Annotated in this window: 18 protein-coding genes and 1 pseudogene; 10 read left to right on the top strand and 9 right to left on the bottom strand. The window is 65.9% G+C overall.

The window, feature by feature from the left end; genetic code table 11:
* Positions 1–89: 89 nt before the first annotated feature.
* Complete coding sequence (locus AC07Z7_RS01975) at positions 90–3,434, bottom strand: IPTL-CTERM sorting domain-containing protein (protein ID WP_494765143.1); 3,345 nt, start codon at positions 3,432–3,434, stop codon at positions 90–92.
* 570 nt (positions 3,435–4,004) lie between these two features.
* Here AC07Z7_RS01975 and AC07Z7_RS01970 point away from each other — a divergent pair.
* On the top strand, positions 4,005–4,349 hold the full coding sequence (locus AC07Z7_RS01970) for a hypothetical protein (RefSeq protein ID WP_494765142.1): 345 nt from the start codon (positions 4,005–4,007) through the stop codon (positions 4,347–4,349).
* Between the two features lie 162 nt (positions 4,350–4,511).
* On the opposite strand, the gene htpG is transcribed toward AC07Z7_RS01970, so the two are convergent.
* Complete coding sequence (gene htpG, locus AC07Z7_RS01965) at positions 4,512–6,488, bottom strand: molecular chaperone HtpG (protein ID WP_494765141.1); 1,977 nt, start codon at positions 6,486–6,488, stop codon at positions 4,512–4,514.
* 366 nt (positions 6,489–6,854) lie between these two features.
* On the opposite strand from htpG, the gene aqpZ reads away from it, so the two are divergent.
* Positions 6,855–7,550: an aquaporin Z gene (aqpZ, locus tag AC07Z7_RS01960; protein ID WP_094289432.1), complete on the top strand. Its 696-nt coding sequence runs from the start codon at positions 6,855–6,857 to the stop codon at positions 7,548–7,550.
* A 12-nt stretch (positions 7,551–7,562) separates the two neighbouring features.
* Here aqpZ and AC07Z7_RS01955 read toward each other — a convergent pair whose 3' ends face one another.
* The 6 genes from AC07Z7_RS01955 to AC07Z7_RS01930 all read right to left on the bottom strand — a co-directional run bounded on the left by AC07Z7_RS01955 (position 7,563) and on the right by AC07Z7_RS01930 (position 15,016).
* Positions 7,563–8,498 carry an exopolyphosphatase gene (locus AC07Z7_RS01955; protein WP_252661818.1) on the bottom strand — a complete coding sequence of 312 codons (936 nt, stop codon included), beginning with the start codon at positions 8,496–8,498 and terminating at the stop codon, positions 7,563–7,565.
* A gap of 67 nt (positions 8,499–8,565) precedes the next feature.
* A complete protein-coding gene (locus AC07Z7_RS01950) occupies positions 8,566–9,846 on the bottom strand; it encodes an esterase/lipase family protein (protein ID WP_494765140.1) in 1,281 nt (426 codons plus the stop codon).
* A 52-nt stretch (positions 9,847–9,898) separates the two neighbouring features.
* A complete protein-coding gene (locus tag AC07Z7_RS01945) occupies positions 9,899–10,990 on the bottom strand; it encodes a pseudouridine synthase (RefSeq protein WP_494765139.1) in 1,092 nt (363 codons plus the stop codon).
* A gap of 95 nt (positions 10,991–11,085) precedes the next feature.
* Entirely contained in the window at positions 11,086–13,449 is a 2,364-nt protein-coding gene (locus AC07Z7_RS01940; RefSeq protein ID WP_494765138.1) for a putative bifunctional diguanylate cyclase/phosphodiesterase, read from the bottom strand.
* Positions 13,446–14,063: a methylamine utilization protein gene (locus AC07Z7_RS01935; protein ID WP_094289145.1), complete on the bottom strand. Its 618-nt coding sequence runs from the start codon at positions 14,061–14,063 to the stop codon at positions 13,446–13,448. The genes AC07Z7_RS01940 and AC07Z7_RS01935 overlap by 4 nt, the downstream gene beginning before the upstream one ends.
* A gap of 56 nt (positions 14,064–14,119) precedes the next feature.
* A complete protein-coding gene (locus AC07Z7_RS01930) occupies positions 14,120–15,016 on the bottom strand; it encodes a DUF4394 domain-containing protein (protein ID WP_494765137.1) in 897 nt (298 codons plus the stop codon).
* A gap of 418 nt (positions 15,017–15,434) precedes the next feature.
* Here AC07Z7_RS01930 and AC07Z7_RS01925 point away from each other — a divergent pair, with 418 nt between their 5' ends.
* Positions 15,435–17,117 carry a methyl-accepting chemotaxis protein gene (locus tag AC07Z7_RS01925; RefSeq protein ID WP_494765136.1) on the top strand — a complete coding sequence of 561 codons (1,683 nt, stop codon included), beginning with the start codon at positions 15,435–15,437 and terminating at the stop codon, positions 17,115–17,117.
* Positions 17,118–17,156: 39 nt separating this feature from the next.
* On the opposite strand, the gene gph is transcribed toward AC07Z7_RS01925, so the two are convergent.
* Positions 17,157–17,852, bottom strand: a complete 696-nt coding sequence (gene gph / locus AC07Z7_RS01920; RefSeq protein ID WP_494765135.1) for a phosphoglycolate phosphatase — start codon at positions 17,850–17,852, stop codon at positions 17,157–17,159.
* A gap of 309 nt (positions 17,853–18,161) precedes the next feature.
* Here gph and AC07Z7_RS01915 point away from each other — a divergent pair, with 309 nt between their 5' ends.
* The 7 genes and pseudogenes from AC07Z7_RS01915 to AC07Z7_RS01885 all read left to right on the top strand — a co-directional run bounded on the left by AC07Z7_RS01915 (position 18,162) and on the right by AC07Z7_RS01885 (position 24,625).
* A complete protein-coding gene (locus AC07Z7_RS01915) occupies positions 18,162–19,124 on the top strand; it encodes a chromate resistance protein ChrB domain-containing protein (protein WP_494765134.1) in 963 nt (320 codons plus the stop codon).
* Between the two features lie 24 nt (positions 19,125–19,148).
* Positions 19,149–20,351, top strand: a complete 1,203-nt coding sequence (locus AC07Z7_RS01910) for a chromate transporter (protein WP_494765133.1) — start codon at positions 19,149–19,151, stop codon at positions 20,349–20,351.
* A 25-nt stretch (positions 20,352–20,376) separates the two neighbouring features.
* The gene (locus tag AC07Z7_RS01905) at positions 20,377–21,297 is read left to right on the top strand and encodes a Fe-Mn family superoxide dismutase (RefSeq protein ID WP_494765132.1); all 921 of its coding nucleotides are present in this window, start codon (positions 20,377–20,379) and stop codon (positions 21,295–21,297) included.
* Positions 21,294–21,425, top strand: a pseudogene (locus AC07Z7_RS01900) (chromate resistance protein ChrB domain-containing protein); the annotation flags it as partial. The gene AC07Z7_RS01905 and the pseudogene AC07Z7_RS01900, both read left to right, overlap by 4 nt.
* 138 nt (positions 21,426–21,563) lie before the next feature.
* Positions 21,564–23,117 carry a DUF4331 domain-containing protein gene (locus AC07Z7_RS01895; RefSeq protein ID WP_494765131.1) on the top strand — a complete coding sequence of 518 codons (1,554 nt, stop codon included), beginning with the start codon at positions 21,564–21,566 and terminating at the stop codon, positions 23,115–23,117.
* A 17-nt stretch (positions 23,118–23,134) separates the two neighbouring features.
* Entirely contained in the window at positions 23,135–23,386 is a 252-nt protein-coding gene (locus AC07Z7_RS01890) for a hypothetical protein (RefSeq protein WP_116749267.1), read from the top strand.
* Between the two features lie 96 nt (positions 23,387–23,482).
* Positions 23,483–24,625, top strand: a complete 1,143-nt coding sequence (locus AC07Z7_RS01885; RefSeq protein ID WP_494765130.1) for a hypothetical protein — start codon at positions 23,483–23,485, stop codon at positions 24,623–24,625.

Below are 24,625 nucleotides of genomic sequence, written 5' to 3'. Positions count from 1 at the left end.
CGGCCAGCACGCCTTGGTGCGTGCTGGCCAAACCCATCCGGCGCGCTGCGCAGGTGCGCGGAGCGCCAGAGGGAACTAGCAAAAAATGGTCAGCGACGACGCCCCCGCGCCGCCTGTCCCCAAGCCATCAGGCCCAGCAAGGTGGACAGGAGGATCAGCCCCCACTCCGACAAAGTGGGAATGCTGCTGGCACCGCTGGGCGGCACCGACACCGTGGTGGTGGCGGTGCTGGAGTTGTTGCCGGGATTGGTATCACCCGGAGCATCCAGCGTGGCCGTATTGACCAGCGGACGGGCGCCGGTATAGGGCGACGCCAACGCCGTCGCCAGCGTGAAGGTCCGCGAAGCCCCCACCGCCAGGGGCCCGATCGCGCACCGCACTGTGCCTGCCGCATTCACGCAGCCAACGGCCGAGACAAAGTTCACCCCCGCAGGCAGCACATCCACCACCTGCGCCCCGTCGCTGGCCAGGGGGCCGTTGTTGGTGACCGTCAGGGTGTAGTTGAGCGATGCGCCGGGCGCCAATGGGCCCGCAGGTGCCGACTTGACCAGCGCCAGATCGGTTGCCACGGTAAAGCGGCGTGCGGTGGTGTCATGCGTGACCACGTTGTTGGCCAGGGTGGTTTCCGTTTCGTCCACGGTCACGCTGGCCTGGTTGAATGCCGTACCGCTGGTGGCGCCCGCCACCGTGAGCGCTTCCGCACGCATGGCATAAGTGACCGTTGCCGTCTGGCCACTGTTCAAACCAGGAAAGACGCAGCGCAGCGTGCCACTGGTAGCGCCCACAGTCGGCTCAGTACACACGCCCCCCGCATTCACGGTCAATGCACCCTGGTAGCTGAAGGTTGCGGTTGGCGCCGAGCCTGGGGCCGGGAAGATGTCCGTCATCACCACATTGGTCCCATAGGAAGGGCCGCTGTTGTTGATGGTGATGGTGTAGGTGGTTGGTTGCCCCAGGTCCACCGGGTCGGCGCTGTCCACCTTGTTCACCAGGATGTCAAGCTGCGCGGCCGTGACGGGTGTCGTGGTCGTTGCGCTGTTGTTGCTTGTGTTGGACTCGGCAGTGGCCGTGGTTGCGGCAATGCTGTTGACGACGTTGCTGCCCGCAGCGTTGCCCAGGGGCCGCATGCGGTAGGTGACCGTCTGCTGCGAGCCCGCCGTGATGCTGCTCCAGGTACAGGTGAGGGTTCCTCCGACCGTGCCCGCTGTGATCGGCGAACAGGTCCCGCCCCCGCTGACCGCGACCAGTTCGATGAAGGCGGCATTGGAGGGCAAGGTGTCTACCATCTGCACCGTTTGCGCGGTGGACGGCCCCGTGTTGCCGATCGTCGCCACGAAGGTGATCGGAGCCCCGGCAGCCACCGAGGCGGGAGTCGCGGTCTTGGCGGCCGTGACATCCACCAGGGCCGTGACCTGGCTGGTCACGCTGCCGCTGTTGTTGGATTGATCAGGGTCTCCCACATCGGTGGACCGCACAGTTGCCGTGTTCGTGCGATTGCCAGTAGCTGCGATATTGGGACGTACCACCAGGGTCACCGTCGCTTGTGCACCCGCTGTCAGGGTGCCCAGTGAACAGCTCAGGCTCTGCGAAGTCCCGTTGGTCACTCCACTGGGTGTGCAAGAGCCCTGCGAGGCCACAGCCGACTGAAATCCCCCGGTGTTGACCAGGCTGGCCAAGGTGTCCGACACCACCACGTTGGTGGCTGTTGCAGGGCCCAGGTTCTCCACGGTGATGACGTAGGTCAGGTTCTCGCCGGCCACCACGGTGGTGGGCGACGCTGTTTTGGACACTACGCGCAGATCGGCCTGTGTGGCCGTCGATGTGACACTGACCCCGGCACAGTTGTTGGCAGCATTGCTGTCCACCCGCAGGCCTGCCCCCAGGGCCACGCAGGCGTTGTTGGTGGCCGTACCGGTGCCGGTCAGCATGGCAGAGACGGTGACCACGGGCGCGTCGGTGTTGGCCGACAACGCGGTGGAGCGAGAGCAGTTCCATGCACCAGGGCCTGCAAACGGCAAAGCATCGCAGGTCCATCCGGTTGCGCTGACGAGGGTGTTGAGGGTCACCCCCGCCGGAACCTGGTCTGTGATGGTGATGGTCTGCCCCGCCGGGATGGCCAAGGGGCCGGTGTTGCGTGCTGTCAGGGTGTAGTTGAACGGCTGGTTGGGCACCACCGGGTTGATGCTGGCCGTTTTGGTCAACCGCATGTCTGCGTCGTTGCTGGACGTGACATTGGCCGTGGCGCTGTTGTTGCCGGGCACAGGATCGGGCAGCGCGGTGCTGACCCCCGCCGTGTTGGTCAACACCCCGGTGTTGTCCGCTGTGGCTGTCACGGTAATGGCGGGCATGTTGCTGAAGTTGGCGCCCGTGTACTCTGACCGGGTGCAGGTGATGGTGGCATCACATGTCCATCCCGAGCCCGTCGCAGAAACAAAGGTCAGCCCGGCCCCCAAGGTATCGGTCACCGTAACGACCTGCCCCACCAGCGACACACCGCCATTGAGGCGGGGCGTCAGCGTGTACACCACATTGGCACCCTGCGCCACGTTGGAGCTGGCGGCCGTCTTGGTGATCGACACATCCGCCCCGGCGTTGGAGGCCACATCCACGGTGACCGTGTTGTTGGTCAGATCGCCATCTGGCATGGCCGCGCTATCTGGCTTGCGGCCCGCCACGGCGAATGCGGCTGTCACGGTGCCGTTCACATTGGACACGGCAGGCACGGTCAAAACCGATGTGGTGGCGCCGTTCGCCAAGGTGCCCGAACGGGTACAGCTCACGTTGCCGCTGCTCAGCGGGTAGCCGCTGGACGGCGTGCACGACCAACCACCGCCCGAGGGCGCAGCGGTGATCGAAGCGCCTGCGGGGACGGTGAAGGTGATGCTCTGGCTGCCATCTGCGGCGTCCGGTCCGTGGTTGGTGGCCTGCAACGCATAGCTATAGGCTTGGCCCGCATTCACGCTCGCAACAGACGGAACTGCCGACAGCGAGAGATCCGCCGCCTGCGTGGCAGTTGTGGCCTGGATGCTGTTGACGTTGTTGCTGGTGTTGGGATCGGTGGTGGTGCTGCCCGCCGTGGCGGTGTTGGTCCACACGCCGGCCGAGGGCAAGCGCACGCGCACCGTCACGGTTTGATTGGCATTGAACGGAATGTCGCCCAAGGCGCAATTGACCGTGCCGCCCGCCTGGTTGCAGGTGCCTGCGGTGGTGTTGACATCCATGAAGACAGAACCTGCGGGCAAGGTGTCTGTCAACGTGACACCCACCGCCCCATTGGGTCCGTTGTTGTCGATGCGCAGTGTGTACGTGAAGATGCCACCGGCTGGCCCCGGGTCCGGAGAGTCCGCGTGGTTCACCACCAGATCTGCAGACTGCGCCAAGGCCGCGCCTGCGAACATCCCATTCGCCAGCAGCAGCCAGCAAAACCGGCGCATGGTGCGTGATGCCTGGCGGGATACTTCCGCCCAGCGCTGGTGGAGCATGCCCTGCCCGGGCGGCTGGGTATCGTCAAATTCCTGTGTATGTTGACTGGGCGGATGCGCGCCCACAAAGAGGCGCGACAACGGATTGAACATAGATGGTCCTGAAGTGATGAACAGCTCAAGTTTTTTTGGCCACGCCGCAACCTCACCGACCCCTTTCGGGGCGGTAAAAATCGGTGTGAGGGGAGACCGCGAAGACGCCCAGCCTTGGTGGCTGAAAGCAGCGCTCAAATCTATCTACGAAAAATGCGCTTTGCGGCAGGGCAACAATCGTTGACCATTGCCGGGTGCCATGCGTGTCGTTCGCACCACGCTGGTGCATTGCAGCGTTGTTCGACTCGGCGGGCGACAGTGCGGCGCTTGGTTTGCTTGCCCGATGCAGGCCATCAAGGCTTCAGCGATTCAAGCGGTGGATCGCAGGACATTGCGCACATGCCAAAACGGTGATTTGCGCTGCGAACAGCGGCACCGTGCAGTGCCATGCGGACCCATGAGGCTTGAGCAAAACCAGCACAGTGGGCTATGCTGCACCAGCTCAACATTCCCCACAGCCCGCCCATGAAGGACTGGATACGCAACGTTTTGTCGATCCGACAGGCACGCCGCCCCGCGCCGGTGGGGCAGGTGCCTGCAGTGGGCACGGACATTCAGCGGGGAGAACTGAAGATGGCCGTCACCCACCGGATTTCAGGGGAGTTGTGGGACTGGCTGGTGCTCTCCGGCTGGCGCAATCTGCCGGTGGCGACCGACCGGCGCCGGGGCGTGCGGCTGCCCGATGAGGCCCTCAAGACCTTGATGGATGCGGACCCGCAAGAGCGCAACCAGGTGTATGCGCGGCTGCTGGAGCAGGCACAGCCGCAGGAATGAGTCAGGCACCGCAGCAGCCCGCCACGTTCACCGCATCCAAAGAAAAACCCCGGCGCCATTCAGCCCCGGGGTTTCACTTTTTGATAGCAATCAAACGCCTACCCATGCGCGGTGGCGGCATATTTCGCCCCATAAGGACGCACGTCAGTCACCGGCCGGCTCTCAGGCCAGCAGCGCGTTGACCCGCTTGACGTAGGCAGCGGGGTCTTCCGGCAGGCCGCCTTCGGCCAGCAGGGCCTGGTCAAACAGGATGTGGGCCAGGTCGTGGAAGTGCACGCTGCCGTCGAGCTTTTTCACCAGCGCGTGCTCGGCATTCACCTCCAGCACGGGCTTGGACTCGGGCGCATGCTGCCCAGCCTGCTTGAGCATGCGGGCCAGCTGCGTGCTCATGCCGTCGTCCTGCACCACCAGGCAGGCGGGCGAATCGACCAGGCGGGTGGTCACGCGCACATCTTCGGCCTTGTCCTTGAGCGCTTCTTTCAGCTTGGCCAGCACGGGCTTGAAGGCCTCGGCGGCTTCTTCAGCGGCCTTCTTCTCGGCCTCGTCCTGCAGCTTGCCCAGGTCCACGGCACCCTTGGCCACGCTTTGCAGTGGCGTGCCGTCAAACTCGTGCAGGTAGTTCAGCGCCCACTCGTCCACGCGGTCAGTCATCAAGAGCACTTCGATGCCCTTCTTCTTGAAGACTTCGAGCTGCGGGCTGTTCTTGGCAGCGGCCAGGGTGTCGGCGGTGATGTAGTAGATCGCCTCCTGGCCTTCCTTCATGCGGGCCTTGTAGTCGGCAAAGCCCACGGTCACGGCGTCGCTGGTGGTGGACGCAAAACGCAGCAGCTTGGCCAGGCGCTCGCGGTTGCCAAAGTCCTCGCCCAGGCCTTCCTTCAGCACCGCGCCAAACTCGCTGTAGAACTTGGTGTACTTGCCTTCCTTGGCCTTGTCGTCGGCGTCCACCACATCGGTCACGCCGTCGGCATTGGCGGCGGTGTCGTGCTTGTCGTGTTTGGCCAGGTCTTCCAGCATGCTCAGCACACGCTTGGTGCTGCCCTCGCGGATCGCGCGCACATCGCGGCTTTCCTGCAGCAGCTCGCGGCTCACGTTCAGTGGCAGGTCGGCCGAGTCGATCACGCCCTTGACGAAGCGCAAGTAGGTGGGCATCAGCGCCTCGGCGTCGTCCATGATGAAGACGCGCTTGACGTAGAGCTTCACGCCCGCCTTCTTGTCGCGGTTCCACAGGTCGAACGGGGCCTTGGCGGGGATGTACAGCAGCTGCGTGTACTCGGTGTTGCCTTCGACGCGGTTGTGCGCCCAGGTCAGCGGGGCCTCGTGGTCGTGGCTGATGGCCTTGTAGAACTCGGCGTACTGTTCTTCGGTGATGTCCTTCTTGGGGCGCGTCCACAGGGCGCTGGCCTTGTTGATGGTTTCCCACTCGCCGGTCTTGACCATGCCACCGGGCTGGCGGCCACCGTTTTCGTCATTGGGGTTGATCAGCTCGCCGTCTTTCCACTCTTCCTTTTCCATCAGGATGGGCAGGCTGATGTGGTCGGAGTATTTGGCGATGACCTGCTTGAGCTTCCAGGCGTTGAGGTATTCCTCGGCATCGTCGCGCAGGTGCAGGATGATGCTGGTGCCGCGTGCGGGGCGGGTGATGGTTTCGACCTCGAAGTCGCCCGTGCCGCCGCTCGTCCAGCGCACGCCCTGCTCGGCCGACAGGCCTGCGCGGCGCGATTCCACGGTGATCTTGTCGGCCACGATGAAGCCTGAGTAAAAGCCCACGCCGAACTGGCCGATGAGCTGGGCGTCCGCCTTCTGGTCGCCCGAGAGCTTGCCCATGAAGTCCTTGGTGCCGCTCTTGGCAATGGTGCCCAGGTGGTCGATGGCCTCTTGCTGGCTCATGCCGATGCCGTTGTCGGTGATGGTCAGCGTCTTGGCGGCCTTGTCGAAGCTCACACGCACTTCGAGGTTGGAGGCATCCTCGAACAGGGCGGAGTTGTTCAGCCCCTCAAAACGCAGCTTGTCGCAGGCGTCGGACGCGTTGGAGATCAGCTCGCGCAGGAAGATTTCCTGGTTGGAGTACAGCGAGTGGGTGACCAGATGCAGCAACTGGGCCACTTCGGCCTGGAAAGACAGGGTTTGTTTGGTGCTCATGGTGTCTTGGTCTTGGAATGGGCTACTTCATACGATCTTGAGAAACGCCTTGGGTGCACCTGCGGTGCAAAAGACATTCGCGCGTGTTCACCTCGGGGCGGATGGCGCGATTTCAAGACCAGCTGAGTGTTAGTCCACTGAATCCGAGAAATCGGCGTTGAACTACCGGCAACCGAGAGGGCACGGACAGCAGTCCCGCCATCTGATGCGGCTTTGACGCGCCAGATGCTCTCCCAGCGCCCAGAAGAGCATTGTTGACAATTTGCACGCAATTAACGCTTGTTCAGCACATTTTGCCCTCCTAAGATGCCGCATTGGCTGTGGGCTTGCGCCAGCAGCTGCCCCCCTGCTTTTTTGGACAAGCCCATGCCCACCTCATTGCAAAAATGGTCTGCCGAGTTCCTCGGCACGTTCTGGCTCACCTTCGGCGGCTGTGGCAGCGCGGTACTGGCGGCCGCGTTTCCGCAGCTGGGCATCGGGTTTCTGGGCGTGTCCCTGGCGTTTGGCCTGACGGTGCTGACCGGGGCCTACGCACTGGGCCCCATCTCGGGCGGGCATTTCAACCCGGCGGTGTCCGTGGGCCTGGCACTGGGCGGCCGGTTCAAGGTGTCTGAACTGCCTGGCTATGTGGTGGCGCAGGTGCTGGGCGCGATTGTGGCCGCCGGGGTGCTTTACCTCATCGCCACGGGCAAGCCCGGGGCGGACATTGGCGGGTTTGCCACCAACGGCTACGGCGAACATTCACCCGGTGGCTACGGGCTGCTGGCAGCCGTGGTGGCCGAGGTCGTGCTCACGGCGGTGTTCCTGATCGTGATCCTGGGCGTGACCTCGCGGCACGCGGCAGAAGGCGTGGGCGGCATGGCCATCGGCCTGTGCCTCACGCTGATCCACCTGATCTCCATCCCGGTGACCAACACCTCGGTCAACCCGGCGCGCAGCACCGGCCCCGCCCTGTTTGGGCCCAGCTACGCGCTGTCGGAGCTGTGGGTGTTCTGGGCCGCGCCCATTGCGGGCGCCTTGCTGGGCGCGGCCATCTACCGGGGGCTGTTCGGCGAAGATTGAGCGATAGACCGCTCAGTTTTCGAGCGTGATGCGCTGCACCAGGGTCTGCAGGATGGTGTCGGCCTTCTCGTTGGACACCTGGCAGGTGCCCGCAGCGGCATGGCCCCCACCGCCAAACTCCAGCATGAGGTTGCCGATGTGAACGTGGCTGCTGCGGTCCAGGATGGACTTGCCCGTGGCGAACACCGTGTTCTGCTTTTGCAGCCCCCACATCACGTGGATGGAGATGTTGCAGTCCGGAAACAGCGCATAGATCATGAAGCGGTTGGTGGCCCAGATGGTCTCTTCCTCGCGCAGGTCCAGCACCACCAGCTTGCCGATGCGGATGGCGCAGCGCTGCAGCTGCTCCTTGGCCTTGGCCGCATGCTCGCGGTAAAGCTGCACCCGCTCCTGCACGTCGGGCAGGGCCAGGATGTCGTCGATGGTGTGGTCGCGGCAATACTGGATGAGGTCCATCATCAGCGCGTAGTTGCTGATGCGGAACTCCCGGAAGCGGCCCAGTCCGGTGCGCGAGTCCATCATGTAGTTCAGCAGCACCCAGCCCTGGGGGTCGAGGATGTCTTCGCGCGAATACTGGGCCGAATCGGCCTGGTCCACCGCCGCCATCATGTCTTCGGTGATGCGCGGGAAGGCAGCCTTGCCGCCGTAATGGTTGTAGACCACACGCGCGGCGGAGGGCGCGTGCGCTTCGATGATGTGGTTCTCGGCCCGGCGGCCCGAGTTGCGCACCGTTTCGGACTCGTGGTGGTCAAACACCAAGTGCGCCCCGGGCACATAAGGCAGGTTGGTGGTGATGTCGCGGCTGGTGATGGCGACCTTGCCATCCTGCATGTCTTTGGGGTGGACAAAGGTGATTTCGTCAATCAGATCCAGCTCGTTGAGCAGCACGGCGCAGACCAGGCCGTCAAAGTCGCTGCGGGTCACCAGGCGGTATTTCACATCACTCACAAGTTTCTCCTTGTTGTCTATTGCTGCATGAACACATCGTAGCCGCACCCCCGGCACCGGGCCAGCGTCATGTGGGCGCCGCCATCCACTGCTCCAGCTGCCGGGCCACGCCGGCATCGCCCAGCAGCGCCAGATGGCCCAGGCGGTGGAACACCGCCTGCCGTTCCTTGGCAAACCCGAGCCCCCGGCTCGCATCATCGTGGATGCCCAGGGCGCTGTGCAAGGGCACCAACCCGTCCCCCACCAGCCGCTCAGACACCGGGCTGCGCCGCGCGGCCAGCGTGGCGGCCACCGCGTAGCAGGCCACCCCGGCAGGCAGGGGCACGGGAGTGCGCAGGTCGGGGCGGGTGCGAAAGCGGTCGCGCCCCTGCCAGTCGGCATCGAGCACATGGCCGTAGCGCAAATCGGTGATGCCCGCGCTGCGCAGCTGCGCCAGCCGGGCAAACGGCCGCGAATAGGGGGTGCTGCCCAGCAGCACATCCACCCAGTTGCCCGCCCGCTCCAGCGGTGCGCCATGGTGCGGCGTGCCCAGAAAAACCACCTGGCGCAGCCAGGGCAGCCAGCCGCTTGGGGCCGCCGCCTGGGTGGCCGCATGGTGGCAGGCGCTGCGCACCACCAGTCCGCCCATGCTGTGGGCCAGCACGGCCAGCTCTGTCACGGGCACGGGCCAGCCGGCCACCAAGGATTCGAGCAGGGCCGACAGCTCGGCGCCGTTGGTCGAGATGTGCTGGCCGGTGTTGTAGCGCAGGTACACCGGCGTGTAGCCCAGCGCCTGGGCCAGGTGGGCGCCATGGTCATGGCCGCCATGCTGCCACTGCAGATCGTTCATGCACAGTCCGTGCACCAGCACCAGCAATTTGCCGGTGGCCGTGCCCGCAGCGCCCAGGGCACGCACATCGAGCGGCAGGCCTTGCTGGTACCAGCCCATGCGGGTGCACAGCGGATTGTTGTCCTGCTGCAGGCGGTCGCCCATCACACCGTTGAGGGCGGCGAGGACCGCCTCGCGCTCCCACAGCACCTCGGTGCCGGGCGCGCTCGCCGAGAAAAAGGGTTCCAGCCGCGCGAGCCCCGCCTGCAGGCCCGCATCCACGAGTTGCGTCACCCCCCGGATGCTCTGGTAGACCAAACCGGTCAGCCCCCCGGTGCGGCCCGGCTGGGCCCCGCCGGGCAACCCCAGGGTGCCGCGCACGGACTGGTGCACGCCCTCGGCCACGCGGCTGATACCGGTGGTGGCCTGCGTGGCCAGGCGGGCCACACCGCGCAGGTCGGAGGCGCGCAGCTGCCGCAGCGGGTTGGATCCGGAAGCCGGTGCGCTGTCGCGTATGCGCGGTGGCCGCGAGGAAGGCATGAGAAGGCTCCGATCCAGAAAAAAGGCGGGGTTGTACGGAGCCCGGCAGCGCTCAGAAGCGCTCGTTAGGCGACAGATAGCGCCACTGCCCCACGGGCAGGTGGCCCAGGGTCACGCGACCGATGCGGATGCGCTTGAGGCCCACGACCTTGAGCCCCACCAGTTCGCACATGCGGCGGATCTGGCGTTTTTTGCCCTCGGTGAGCACAAAACGCAGTTGCTCGGGGTTCTGCCAATCGACCTTGGCGGGCTTGAGTGGCTCGCCGTCCAGGCTCAGGCCGTGGCGCAGGCGTTCCAGCAACTCTTTGGGGAACACCGCCTGCACATTGGTGCTGACCGGGTCACGCTCGTCGATTTCCTGCAGCGGCGCGGAGCGCTCGCCGGGGTGGCGAGCCGTCGTCTGGCCCGGTGCCTGGTAGACCACGCGCACGAGGTACTCCTTTTCCATTTCGGAGTCCTCGCCAATGATCTGCCGGGCCACGCGGCCGTCCTGGGTCAGCACCAAGAGGCCCACCGAGTCGATGTCCAGCCGCCCGCAAGGCGCCAGGCCGCGCAGTTGCGGCGGCGAGAAGCGGTTGCGGCTGGGGTCATCACGCCAGTGGGTGCGGGGGTTGATCAGCGCCACGGCGGGCGTGTGGCCGTCCTCGGCCTGGCCGCTCACATAGCCAATCGGCTTGTTCAGCAGGATGGTGACGCGCTGCTCCTGGAAACCCTGGGCGATCTTGTCCACTTCGATGCGGTCGGCCGCCGTGACCTGCTGACCCATGGTGGCCACCACGCCATTGACCTTGACCCAGCCCTGCTCCACCCAGTCGTCGGCCTCGCGCCGCGAGCACAGACCCAGCTCGGCCATGCGCTTGTTCAGGCGTGAGGTGGGCAGGCCACCCACGGTGGTGGTGGCAGGCGCAGGCACCTGGCGCACAGGCGCCACAAACGCGCCCGACGCGACGCGGTAGGTGGACGGTGCGGGCGACCGGGCAGGCCGGGGGGCCCGGGGTGGCGGCACAGGCCGCGCAGGTGCAGGCTTGGCCGTCAGGGTGGGGCGGCGCAGCACGGGGCGCGGCGCCGCAGGCGAGGAAGGGCCACCGGCATCGGTGGCCGGGGCGGCAGGGCCCGCAGGCGGGCGAGGAGCAGAAGAAGACATTGCGCGTATTTTCGCCTGTGGGCCGCCAGGGGCCCAAATGAATTTCGGTCGCCCCTGATCTGAAGACCCCGGCGACCGAAAGAACCCGGCGCAGCCTACCCCTGGCGTGCCTGCCAGGCCAGGAAGTCATCGACCGGAAGGGGCCGCGTGATGTGGTAGCCCTGCGCCTCGTCGCAGGCCAGGGTGCGCAGCTGCTCCAGGATGCCAGCGGTCTCCACCCCTTCCGCCACAACGGTGAGCCCCAGGTTGTGCGCCAGGTCGATGGTGGAGCGCACGATCATCGCGTCGTCCTCGCCCGTTTCCATGCCCATCACGAAGGACTTGTCGATCTTGAGTTCGTCCACCGGCAGGCGCTTGAGGTAGGCCAGCGACGAGTAGCCGGTGCCAAAGTCGTCAATCGACAGCTTGAAGCCCTGCTCGGACAGCCGGTTGAGCATGGCCTCGGCGCGCTGCGGGTCGTCCATGATCGCGCTTTCGGTGATCTCCAGGCAGAACGCGCTGGCCGCCACCCCGTGGCGCGCCAGGATGTCGGCCAGCCGGTTGCTCAGCTCCGGGTCCAGCAGGTCGCGGGTCGAGAGGTTGACCGACACCCTGAGCGGCAGGCCCCGCGTGCGCGGGTCGGCCAGCAGCCGCGCGACCTCCTCAAACATCCACAGCGTGAGCTGGCGCACAAAGCCGGTCTGCTCGGCAAACGGGATGAACTGCATGGGCGGCACCAGCCCACGCTGCGGGTGCTGCCAGCGCACCAGCGCCTCGGCCGCCAGGCCCGCCTGGCCATGCAGCGGCACCTTGGGCTGCAGGTACAGGCGCAGCTCGTGGTGCTCCACCGCATGGCGCAGCTCGGTCAGCAGCGACAGGGTCTGCGCGCTGGTCGAGTCGAACGCGGCGTCGTACTGCAGCGCCCCGCTGAGCTTGCGCTTGGCCGCATACATGGCGATTTCCGAGCGGCTGAGCAGGGTGTCGGCATCGTCTGCATCGCCCGGCCAGCAGGCAAAACCGATGCCCGCGCTCAGGTCCACCGTCTGGTCCTCGAACGCGAGCGGCTCCTCGAACGACTGGTTGATGCGCTGGGCGATGTCGTGGGCGGCAGCGGCGTCTGCATTCAGCAGCAGAATGGCGAACTCGTTGCCGCCCAGGCGCGCCACCATGTCGTCGGGCGATCGCACCTGCAGGCTCAGGCGCCCGGCCACGGCCTGCAGCAGGCGGTCGCCAAACGCGTAGCCCAGCACGTCGTTCACATGCTTGAAGCGGTCCAGATCGAGGGTGAGCACCGCCACCGGCTGGGGCGTGGCCGTGCGGCCCGCGCGGCCCGGGTGATCGGGGTGGCCCGCCAGGGCCCGCACCACGGCCTCGCGAAATCGCTCCCGATTGGGCAGGCCGGTCAGGCGGTCCCAATAGGCCAGGCGGCGGATTTCGGTTTGCAGCGCCGCGATGTCCACGCGCATGTGGTCAAACGAGCGTGCCAGGTTGCCGATCTCGTCCATGCGGCCGGTGTGCTCCAGCGGCACGTCGTATTCGCCGCGCGACAGGCGCTGCGTGGCCGCCAGCAGCGAACGCAGGGGCGTGGTGAGCCGCTGCGCCACCAGCCCGGTGCCCACCGCAAACAGCAGCACACCGGCCACGGTGATGATGGCCAGCAGCACCTGCAGCTGGCGGTAGGGGGCCACCACCTCGTCCACCGACCGCAGCAGCAGCGAGCGCACTTCACCGCCCACGCTGTCGAGCGCGCTGGTGCGCACCAGCAGCGTTCCCTCGGCCGTCTGCAGCTCGCCCACCGCCCCGCCCGCGTTCAGCAGCAGGGTCCGGGCATCGGGGGGCAGCGTGGCCACGGGCAGTTTGACCACGCCGTCGGCCCCCTTCACCACCAGTGCCACATGCACCGCCAGCAGTTGCCGCATCTCGTCGGCGCGCGACTGGTCGATCGGGAAGCCCATCAGCACCCATCCAATGACCACCGGCGCGCGCATGGGCACCATCACAAACTGGTAGGGCACGCCGTCCATCACCACGGTCTGGCTGCCCTGGGGCTGGCTGGCCAGGCGGGGCACCACCTCGCGCAGCGTGGCGGGGAATTGCTCCATGCCCTCCATCAGACTGACAGCACGCAATTCCAGGTCGGTGCCCAGCAGGGCCGTCACGGCCGCGCCGATGCGGCTGCCGTGGTTCTCCAGCACCGACTGGATGGTGTCCTCGTCCCCGGAATTGACCGCCGAGCGGAAGCCGTAGTCGGCCGCCAGCAGCGCCGAGCCCTGGCGCAAGCGCTCGGCGTTCTGCTCCAGCAGGCGGCGCCAGATGTTTTCGTCCAGGTCCAGAGCCCGCGCGATCTGGGCGCGTGCATTGCGGTCGATGGAGGCCCGCACCACGGCAAACCCTGCCGCCTGCACGATGAGCAGCAGCAGCAGCGACAACCCCACCAGCCGCAGGATCAGACTGCGCCGGGCCAGGCGCAGCCGCGTCAAGGCTGCAACCCCGTCATGCGCACCGTGGCCGTGGCGACACCGGTGGCGGGCACGGTCAGCGCCTGCTCCAGCGCCGGGGCGCCCACGGGCAGGCGGGTGTGCCAGGTGCGCAGCGTGTAGGTGCCGGGCGGCACGTTGTCCAGCAGCACCCGGCCGGTGCCTGCCGCACTGCGTGCGTAGTAGGGGGTGTCGAGCACCAGGATCCAGCCCACCATCTGGTCGTGGATGTTGCAGCCCAGCGCGACCACGCCGGTCTTGTCGAACAGCACGGGGTTGGTCGGCGTGCCGGTGTAGAGCTTGAGTTCGAATTTCTTGGCGGGCGAGAACGAATACACATGGTGCCGCACCGTGTCGCGGTTGGGGAACAGCACCTCGGTACCGGTGGTCACCACCAGCACGCCGGGCACGAACTGGCGCTTTTCCTGCGCCATCTCCACGCCCGCCAGCGGCCGGGCCAGTTTGCGCGCATCGGCCGAGTCCAGAAACACCACGGCGTCGGCCAGCGGCTTGCCCGCCGCATCGGCCACCTCCACCTGCACCGGGCCCGCCTGGGCGGCCAGCCCCCCGCCCACGAGCCCCCATGCGCACAGCAGCGCACGGCCGGAGCGGCCCATGCTGCCAAAGCGGCGTAAGCGGGGCGACGGACGCAGGGGGCGGGCGCTGCCAGCGGTCATGGCTCGATCGCCATACCCACCAGCGGCGCGCCCTCGCCCACCAGGCCCAGGGGCCGGGTGGCGCCGGTGGCCAGGTCCACCTGGTGCAGGCGGGTCTGGTTGTCGGCCGCCGTGCGCACCGCAATCAGGGCGGTGTTGCCCACGTCGGCAATGTCAAACGCCACGTCGCTCAGCGGCCCCAGGCCCAGCGACCCCACGGTGCGCAACTGCCCGGTGTTGGGCGAGACCACGGGCGTGGTGCCCTCGCGCGAGCCCTGCATGACCAGCACGCCCAGCGCCCGGTCGATGGCGTAGTTGGTGGTGATCTTGCTGTCGTTGGGGTTGTAGGTGTAGGCGGCCCCCGCGATGTCGGGCTTGCGGCGGGCGTTCACATCGGCCCAGGCATAGCGCAGGGCGGGGTCGGGCTGCACGCCCTCCACGGCCGGGTCGCCGTCCACGGCGGCCCCGGTGTCGGGGTGCAGGCGCAGGTTCTGACCGGTGTTGGACACCACGCGGATGCGGTCGGCCGCCGGGTTGAAGTCAAAACCGAACACGCTGCCGACGAGCGGCAGCACCGCTGGCGCGGCCCCCACCGGGCGCAGCGCCCCCGTGGGGATGTCGAGCGTGTACAGGCGCCCGGCCTGCGACAGCGCATACAGCACGCCCTTGGCCACGCGGAAGTCGATGCCCACCAGCCGGTCGCCTGCGGGCAGGCCGGTGACCGGGCGCCGCTCCAGGATGCGGTCGGGCTGGCCTGCGTGGAAGGTGATGAGTTCGTGGGCGCTGGTCACCGCCACCACCGCTTCGCGCAGGCCGGTGTCGGGCGCAGGCGTGGCCGCACACCCTGCGAGCAGCGCCACCACCACGGCCGCCGGTACGGCGCGCAGCGCCGAAGAACAAAAAGTGGGATGCATAAAAGACCTCGCAACTGTTACAGGTTTATACCTGATCGCCCTCCGGCCGTCGCCCCCCGGGGCAAACCCGCAGGGCCTTGGAGTGCTATCAATAACAATAGCAATAAAGGCATATCCATTGCGCGGTAGCAGCACTTTTTATGCAAATTCTGCGTCCACGTCCTGTTGCACTTTGGTGCTGCCGCGCCACCACAACAGGGCGACTCATTTGTAACAAATGCAGCCATGCAATTCGGGCATGTCCCCATCCGCAACGCTCATGACACATTTTGAGATTTCTGCCTACACTGCGTCGAACGTGCAAGGGCCCGGCCTGTCCCTGTGGGCACCGATATTGCTTCGGTCCATGCGCACCGGTCAGCTCGCGCCGACCTGAATCCCCCGATCCCCTGACGCCCACCGAGACACAAGGACTTCCATGCCTGCCGCCGCTTCTCTCAAATCCTTGTCGATCTCCAGCCGGCTCAGCCTGGGCTTTGGCTGCATGCTGGTGCTCATCATCGCGGTGGCGGCCCTGGGCCAGCTGTCGGTGAGCCAGGTCAACGGGCAAATGCACCAGATCACGGGCACCGGGGCCAACAAGGCCAAGCTGGTCAACGGCATGCTGGAGAGCGTGAGCGCCATCGGCATCCAGAGCCGCTCGGCCGCCATGCTCAACGACATCGACCCCAAACAGGCACGCGCGCAGATCGAGGCGGTGGACAAGACGCTCAAGGAGTACGCCACCCAGGAAACCGCCCTGGCCGCGCTGCTCACGCCCGACGGCGCCACCCCGGCCGAGATCAAGCTGCTGGCCGAGGTGCAGGAACTGGGCCGCAAGGCGCGCCCCGAACTCGCCAACGCCATCAAGGCCGCCGACGACGGCGACACCGTGAGCGCCACGCTGGCGCTGATGACCCGCGTGGCCCCGGGCGAAACCGCCTGGCGCGCCAAGCTGCGCGAACTGATCGAGTTGCAGAACAGCCTGAATGCCGAGGCCACGGCGTCCGCAGAGAACACCCAAAGCCAGGCGCGCCTGGTGGGCGGCCTGCTGGTGGCACTGGCCATTGGCCTGGGCGCCCTGATTGCGTGGCGCATCACCACCAGCATCACTGCGCCCATCGGCCGCGCCGTGGTGGTGGCCGAGCGCATTGCGCGTGGCGACCTCACCTCGCAGGTCGAAGTACGCATCCATGACGAAACCGGCCGCCTGCTCGAAGCGATTGCCGCCATGCAGGAGCGCCTGCGCACCCTGGTGGGCGAGATCGGCCAGACGGCCGACTCCATCCTGGTGGCCAGCTCCGAAGTGGCGTCGGGCAACCTGGACCTGAGCCAGCGCACCGAGCAGACCTCGCACAACCTGCAAAGCGCCGCCAGCTCGCTGGTGGAGCTGACCGGCACCGTGTCGCAAAGCGCCGACTCGGCCCGCCAGGCCAACCAGCTCGCGTCCACCGCATCCGATGCGGCCACACGCGGTGGCGAGGTGGTGGGCCAGGTGGTGCGCACCATGGACACCATCAGCGCCAGCTCGCGCAAGATCGCCGACATCATCAGCGTGATCGACGGCATTGCCTTCCAGACCAACATCCTGGCGCTGAATGCGGCCGTGGAAGCCGCCCGCGCGGGCGAGCAGGGCCGGGGCTTTGCGGTGGTGGCGGGCGAGGTGCGCAACCTGGCCCAGCGCAGCGCCGAGGCGGCGAAAGAGATCAAGGGCCTGATCGGCACCAGCGTGGAACGCGTGGAGCGCGGCACGGCCCTGGTGGACAAGGCGGGCGCCACGATGAGCGAAGTGGTCGCCTCCATCCGCCGCGTGACCGACATCATGGGCGAGATCAGCGCCGCCAGCAGCGAGCAGAGCCAGGGCGTCAGCCAGGTGGGCGAGGCCATCACACAGATGGACCAGGCCACGCAGCAAAACGCTGCCCTGGTGGAACAAAGCGCCGCTGCGGCCGACAGCCTCAAGACCCAGGCGGGACAGCTGGTGGATGCTGTGGCGGTCTTCCGGCTGTCAGCCCATGCAGCCCGTCAAGGCGATGCCATGGCCGCCCCCACGCGCAGTGGCGGCACCAGCGCATCGCGGCTGGACTACCGCGCCGTGGCGCCGCGCCAGTTGACGGCCTGACAGAAAAGAAGGAAAGAAAGAGGACAGGAAAGGCGCAGCTCAGGCCAGCTGCGCCAGCGAATCCACAAACCCGTCGGCATCCACGGCCCGCACCGGCTGGCCATGGTTGTAGCCGTAGGTGACCAGCACCACAGGGCAGCCAGCCGCCCGCGCGGCCTGCGCATCGTTGCTGGAGTCGCCCACCATCAGCGTGCGCGCCGGGCTGACGCCCAAGGCCTCGCAGGTCTTGAGAAGCGGCAGCGGATCGGGCTTCTTACGCTCGAACGCATCGCCGCCAAACACGTGTTCAAAGTGCCCGGCGAGCCCCTTCAACTCCAACAGGGGCAGCGCAAAACTGGTGGGTTTGTTGGTCAGGCAGGCCAGGCGCAGCCCCCGGGCGCGCAGCGCTTGCAATCCGGCCTCCACGCCGTCGTACACCCCGGCAAACTGGCCATTGATCGCAAGGTAGTGGCGCTGGTAGCTGGCCCAGGCCGAAGAATAGAGCTCTTCAATTTTGATAGCAACATCATCAGCGCCATAGCGCGGAAGCACATGTTTTAGCACTGAACGCAGCAAATGTTCGGAGCCTTTGCCCACCATGGACTCGATCGAGCCCGCGTCGATGGGCGACAGGCCCAGGTCCTGCAGCATGCGGTTGAGCGCTTCGCTGAAGTCGCCCAGCGTGTCCACCATGGTGCCGTCCAGGTCGATGATCGCAGCGTCCACGCAGGACTGGTCTATCGGAATAAAGTTCACAAATGCGAAATAGAGTTTGCAACTTTTCGAATCGTAAGGCCTAGCGCCTCGGAATAGAGTTTGCAATCGATGGTCACGTTGCCCGCAGCCACAGCACATGCTGGCGCAAGCGGACCTGCATGTGGGCCAGGCCGACGGCTTTGCAGCGTTTGCGGTCGTTATCGCTCCGCCTCTGAATGCGTAGTTTGTGTATAGAAGCGGCCATTCTGCTGACCCCGCAAGTAGTGAAGCGAGCAGCCAATCCATTCGAGGTTATGTAGAGATCGCTACATTGTTGCAGCATTCGTGACGGCTCACTAAGCTGCCGTCATGTCTCTCACCTCTGACACTTGGCTGGCTTTCGTCGTCAGCCTCCCATCCGCGGCGGCCACAGCGCGCATGCGGATCTGGCGTGCCGTCAAGGCACTGGGCTGTGCCGCCTTGCGCGACGGCACCTATCTGCTGCCCGCACAGGCGGAGCAGGCTGCGCAGCTACAAACCCTGGCCGACGAGGCCCTGCAAGAAGGCGGGCAAGCTTGGCTGCTGCGTGTTCAAGCGAAGGACATGGCTGAGCAAGCAGCCTACCAAGCGCTGTTTGATCGAACGGCCGACTACGCACCCTGGCTTGAAGAGTTGGCGCAAGCGCGCCAGCTTATTTCCTCGCTATCTGCCGCCGAGCTGCAACGTCTGCAGCGTCGGCACGCGCGCACCTACGAGGCCACCCGCAAGATCGACTTCTTTCCAGGTGAAGCCTCCATTCGCGCAGAAGCCCAATGGCGGGACTTCACTAACGCAGTGGAAGCCATCCTGTCACCCGGCGAACCCCAGTCGGCAGCAGGCCGCATTGCCCGGCGTGACCGCATGCAGTACCAGGGGCGCCTGTGGGCAACACGCCGCCATCTCTGGGTAGATCGCGTGGCCAGCGCCTGGCTCATTCAGCGCTTCATTGACCCCAGTGCGCGCTTCGTGTGGCTGGACACCCCTGCCGACTGCCCATCTGACGCGCTGGGCTTCGATTTCGATGGTGCCACTTTTTCGCATGTGGGTGAGCGGGTGACGTTTGAGGTACTGCTGGCGAGCTTTGGTTTGGACGGTGATCGCGGCCTCCAGCGTCTGGGGACCATGGTGCATGCCCTGGACGTAGGGGGAACCACCACACCTGAAGCCAGCGGTTTCGAGGCTGTACTGGCCGGAGCGCGTCAGCGCTGGCCGGACGACGACGCCCTATTGGCCGATGTGGGCGGGGTTCTGGATTCGCTCCATGCCCATTTCTCGACCCTACGCAAGCCTTAGTACCTCTACGCCTCAGGAATGAACATGAACGATCTCAAGATAGCGGCCGCACCCGATGCCAGCGCTGAAACTCCTCCAAGCTACACGCTGTGGCAACTGGTGCTCTACATGTCGCGCCTGGGCACACTCGGCTTTGGCGGCCCCGTGGCCCTGGTCGGCTACATGTACCGCGATCTGGTGGAGCAGCGGCATTGGATTTCGGATGCCGACTACAAGGAAGGCATGGCCCTGGCCCAGCTGATGCCGGGCCCGCTGGCCGCCCAGTTGGCCATTTACCTCGGGTACGTCCACTTCCGCCTGTGGGGTGCAACGCTTGTTGGCCTGGCGTTTGTGCTGCCGTCATTTGTGATGGTGGTTGCACTGGGTGTCGCCTACAAAGCCTATGGCGGCATCTCTTGGATGCAAGCCGTGTTCTATGGCGTTGGAGCTTCCGTAATCGGCATCATTGGGTTGAGCGCCTACAAGCTCACAACCAAGAGCGTGGGCAAGGACAAGCTGTTGTGGGCCATCTACCTGCTCAGCGCTGGTGTGACCATCATCACCCAGTCCGAGGTGATCTGGGTTTTTCTGGGCGCGGGCCTATTGGTGTGGGCTGTGCGGGGACCGTTGAAGCACACCGGCGGCCAACTGCAGAGCGTAGCGTGGGCCGCACCTATCGCTGGGGCACTCAGCCTGGAAACCCTCGACTGGCACAAGCTGGGACAGATTGCTGCGTACTTCACCTATGCGGGCGCCTTCGTCTTTGGCAGCGGCCTGGCCATCGTGCCTTTCCTCTACGGCGGCGTGGTGAATGAGTACGCATGGCTGACCGACCGCCAATTCGTGGACGCCGTGGCCGTCGCCATGATCACCCCAGGCCCGGTCGTTATCACCACCGGGTTCATCGGTTTCCTGACAAGCGGCTTCTGGGGCGCAGTTGTCGCGGCTGCGGCGACCTTTCTGCCCTGCTACCTGCTCACCGTGATCCCGGCGCCGTACTTCAAGAAGCACGGCAAACATCCCGGCGTCGTGGCGTTTGTAGACGGCGTGACAGCAGCCGCCGTCGGTGCCATTGCGGGAGCCGTGGTGGTGCTGGGCCAACGGTCCATCGTTGATCTGCCCACGGCTACGCTGTTTCTCGCCACCGCTGCGGTCCTGTGGCGGTTCAAGAAGCTGCCCGAGCCTGTGGTGGTGCTTGCTGCCGCCTTGATCGGCTTGGTCGTCTATCCGCTGGTTGCCCACGTCTGACGCTGACCATTTGATGGAGAACTTCATGAACTACCAAATCCGCCCGCTGACGCTGAACCCCGATCAACTCTCTGGCTTGTCGAACCGTCTGATCACCAGCCACCACGAAAACAACTACTCGGGTGCCGTCAAGCGCCTGAACGCCGTACGGAGCGAACTCGCAGCGCTGGACTGGAGTGCCGCAGCCACCTTCACCATTAACGGTCTCAAGCGCGAGGAGTTGATCGCCGCCAACTCGGCCTTCCTGCATGAGTTGTATTTCGACAACCTGGGCGGCGACGGCGTGCTGCCTTCTTGCGGCTTGTCCATTGCGCTCGCGCGCGACTTTGGCTCGATCGAGGCGTGGCGCAGCCAGTTCATGGGGCTGGCCAAGGCCATGGGCGGCGGATCGGGATGGGCCTTGCTGTCCTGGTCTTCCCGCGAAAGCCGCCTCATCAACCACTGGGCTGCCGACCACACGCACCTCTTGGCCGGCGCCACGCCCGTGCTGGCACTGGACATGTACGAGCATGCTTACCACCTGGACTTCGGTGCCAAGGCGGGCGCCTATGTGGATGCCTTCATGGCCAACATCCAGTGGGACAAGGTCTACAAGCGCTACGGGGCGGCCGTCGAGGCGGATGCGTTGGCATTTGGCATCGACACAGGCGCAGCGCTGCCCGGTGCGGAAGGTGCGTTCGATGTGCGACGTGAGGAGGACTATCTGCAAAGCCCGCAGGTCATTGCCGGAGCGTCCTGGCGCGATCCTGCGCGCGTATTGGAGTGGAGCCAAGAACTGGACGCCACGAAGCCGGTGCTGCTGTACTGTCTGCGCGGCAAGGACATTGGCCGCTCCACGGTTCTGGCGCTGCGGGCACGCGGCATGGATGCCCGCTACATCGTTGGCGGCATCGAAGCCTGGCAAGCCGCAGGCCTGCCTCTGGAAACACAAGGAGGTGCTGCATGAAATGGGTCACCCGCGAGCGGCGCAAGATCAATCGCATTGCCTGCTCCTAGCTGATTGCCCGGTTCATCAACAAAGAGCCTGAATTCCTCAATGTGCCTTCGGCCTCGGTGCTTCAGGTGGCTCAGGACTTGACATGAGGTACCGCAACTAGCTCTGTTTTGCCCCATTAGGGTAGTTGCCAATAGGTCAATTGAATCTAGACACTTTTTGGTTGCGTAAAGAGATGGGGTGCTTGGCACCTCTCAATCCACTACGAGGAGATCTATATGCCATCAAGAAAAATCAGTCTGGCCGTGCTGGCTGTTCTGGCTGCCAGCGCAGCGGGCGTCAGTCTGGCGTCCAGCCACCGCGAGGCGCCGTTCATCACGACCCAGCCCAAGGTTGACGGCAGTGACTTCTACCTGTTCAACAGCTACGAACCGGGTCGATCGGGTTTTGTCACCATGATCGCCAACTACCTGCCGCTGCAGGATGCCTATGGCGGCCCCAACTACTTCAGCCTGGACTCGAATGCGCTGTACGAGATCCACATCGACAACAACGGCGACGCAGCGGAGGACATCACCTTTCAGTTCCGCTTCAAGAACACGCTGAACAATGGTGGCAACGGCATCACACTCGATATCGGCCCTGACGGTGCCCGCAAGAAGGTGGCCATTCCGCTGCGCAACGCCGGTGGCATCAGCGGCGCAGCGGGCGACCCGCTGGCTTACCGTGAAGAGTACGAGATGTTCATCGTGCGCGGTGACCGCCGTACCGGCAAGCGCGAGCAGATCACCATGGCCGGTGGGGGCACCACCTTCACCAAGCCCATCGACTACATCGGTGAAAAATCGCTGGGCAATGCGGCCGCCTACGACGCCTATGCCGACAAGTATGTGTATGGCATCAATATCCCCGGCTGCTCCACCCCCGGCAAGGTGTTTGTGGGCCAGCGGCAGGACCCGTTCCCGGTGTCGCTGGGCACCATCTTTGATCTGGTGAATGCACCTGCCGCCGTCATCACCAGCGAGTCGAATGCTGCGGCCTTCGGCGCGGGCCAGATTGCCAACAAGAACGTGACGTCGCTCGCGGTGGAAGTGCCCACCAATTGCCTCACGGCGGCATCGGGCGAGAAGGTCATTGGCGGCTGGACCACTGCCAGCCTGCGCCAGGCCCGCTTGCTCAATGGCAAGCCAGACTCGGGCCTGCAGGCCAGCGAGAAGGCCGGTGGCGCATGGACGCAGGTCTCGCGCCTGGGCATGCCGCTGGTCAACGAGGTGGTGATTGGCCTCAAGGACAAAGACAAGTTCAACGCATCCAAGCCCAAGGATGATGCGGCCAACTTTGCGGACTACGTGACGCACCCCACGCTGCCCGCGCTGGTCGAGACGCTGTTTGGCGCCAAGGCCCCCACGAACTTCCCGCGCACCGACCTGATGACGGCCTTCCTCACGGGGCTGCCCACCGTCAATCGCCCCGGCAACATCACCGGCCTGGGTGCCGGCGGTCCCCTGGCCGAAATGCTGCGCTTGAACACCGGCATTGCCGCCACGGCTGCAGCTGCGCAGAACTCGCTGGGGGTGGTGGCAGGGGACGCGGCCGGCTTCCCGAATGGCCGCCGCTTGGGCGACGACGTGGTGGACGTATCGCTGCGCGTGGCCATGGGTGCGCTGTGCACGGTGACGGGTGCCACGGACACGCTCAAGGTGGGCTGCAAGCCGGGTGATGCCCCGGCAGGAGGGGTAGCGTTTGTGGACGGCTCGCGCACCAAGGCGACGGACTACCGTACGGCGTTTCCGTATGTGAACCCACCGCTGCCCGGTGCCAAGAACTTCTGATCCGAAGGAGCCACACCATGCAAAAGAACCTTCGGATTCAGCACCTGGCCCTCACTTCGGTGGCGGCATTGGCCATCACCGGTTGTGGCGGGGGCGGTAGCGGCGACAACACGGCAGACCCTGGCAATGGGGGCCCCGTGATGGTGAACGCGTTCGCGTATGTGCAGCCCATTGTGGCCAGCGGCACATCGGACACCACTGAACCTCAGGCGGTTGACCAGCTGGTGCTGTCCAGCACCGAGGCTGAAGAGCCCGATTCGCGGCTCTGACCCTCGCGCGATGTCCTGGTTGCGCCCTGAAGGGGTGTGGCCAGGGCGTGCGTGGGTGATTGTGTCTCTTTCGATATCCGCTGTTGTCACGAGCCCATGAAGAAACCTCATCACTGTTTGTGCGTGGCCTTGTGCCTGGTGTTCTGGGCGGGCACGGCCCTGGCGGCCTTGCCGCAGGACTTGCCACCTGGCCTCAATGCCGATGTGGTCGAGCGTCTGCCCGAGCGTGTGAGCGCAGCCCCCGCCACGCCCCAGGCCGCTGCCGCCACGGCCCGGCGCTGGATCACGCTGTCACGCGAGACGGCGGACCCGCGTTACCTGGGCCGGGCACAGGCGGCCCTGGCTCGCTGGTGGGGCCAGGCGGACGCCCCGGCCGATCTGCTGGTGTTGCAGGCCACCGTAGAGCAAGGGCGCCATGAATTTTCAGCCGCGCGCGCCACGCTGGAGCGCGCCTTGCAAACCAACCCCGCACAGGTGCAGGGCTGGCTCACGCTGGCCACCCTGGAGCGTGTGGCCGCGCGCTATGAGGCCGCCGAGGCCGCCTGCCGCAACGTAGCCCGCTATGGTGCTGCGCTATATGCCACCGCCTGCCTGCTTGAAACCCGTTCACTGCAAGGCCAGCACGATGCCGCGCGCAATGGCTTCACCGCACTGCGGCAGCAGGTGGCGGGGGATGCTGCCCAGCGGGCCTGGATCGGGTCGCTGCTGGCCGAGAGCGAAGAGCGCGCAGGGCGCGATGACGCTGCCGACGCGGCCTACCGCCGCAGCCTGGCCGATGCCCCCGACGGCTACACCGCGCTGGCCTATGCCGACCAGCTGTTGCGCCGCAATCGTGCGAGCGCCGCACTGGAGGTGCTCAGGCACCAGCCCGACAGCGACTCCGTGCTGCTGCGGCGCGCGCAGGCCCTTCGGCTGATGGGGGACGCCGCGTGGCAGCCCCTGGTGCGCGACCTGGAAGCGCGTTTTGCCGCCATCGCGGCGCGCGGAGAGGGGATGGGCGCCCACGCCCGGGAGCGTGCCTTGATGGCGCTGTGGTTGCAGGGGCAACCCGCCGCCGCATGGAAGGCGGCCCGCACCAACCTTGCCCTGCAAAAAGAGCCACTCGACTGGTGGCTTGCACTGCAGACCTCTGAGCAGTCGGGCGACGCTGCTGCCCACCAGGCCGTGCGCCAGGCCCTGCAGCAAGCAGGACTGCAAGACCTGCGCCTGGCGCGCTGGCAGACTCGGGGAGCCCAATGA

This window comes from Acidovorax sp. GW101-11A03 (assembly GCF_059424825.1).
The sequence above is the reverse complement of the archived record's forward strand: the minus strand, read 5'-3'. Positions and strand labels throughout refer to the sequence as shown.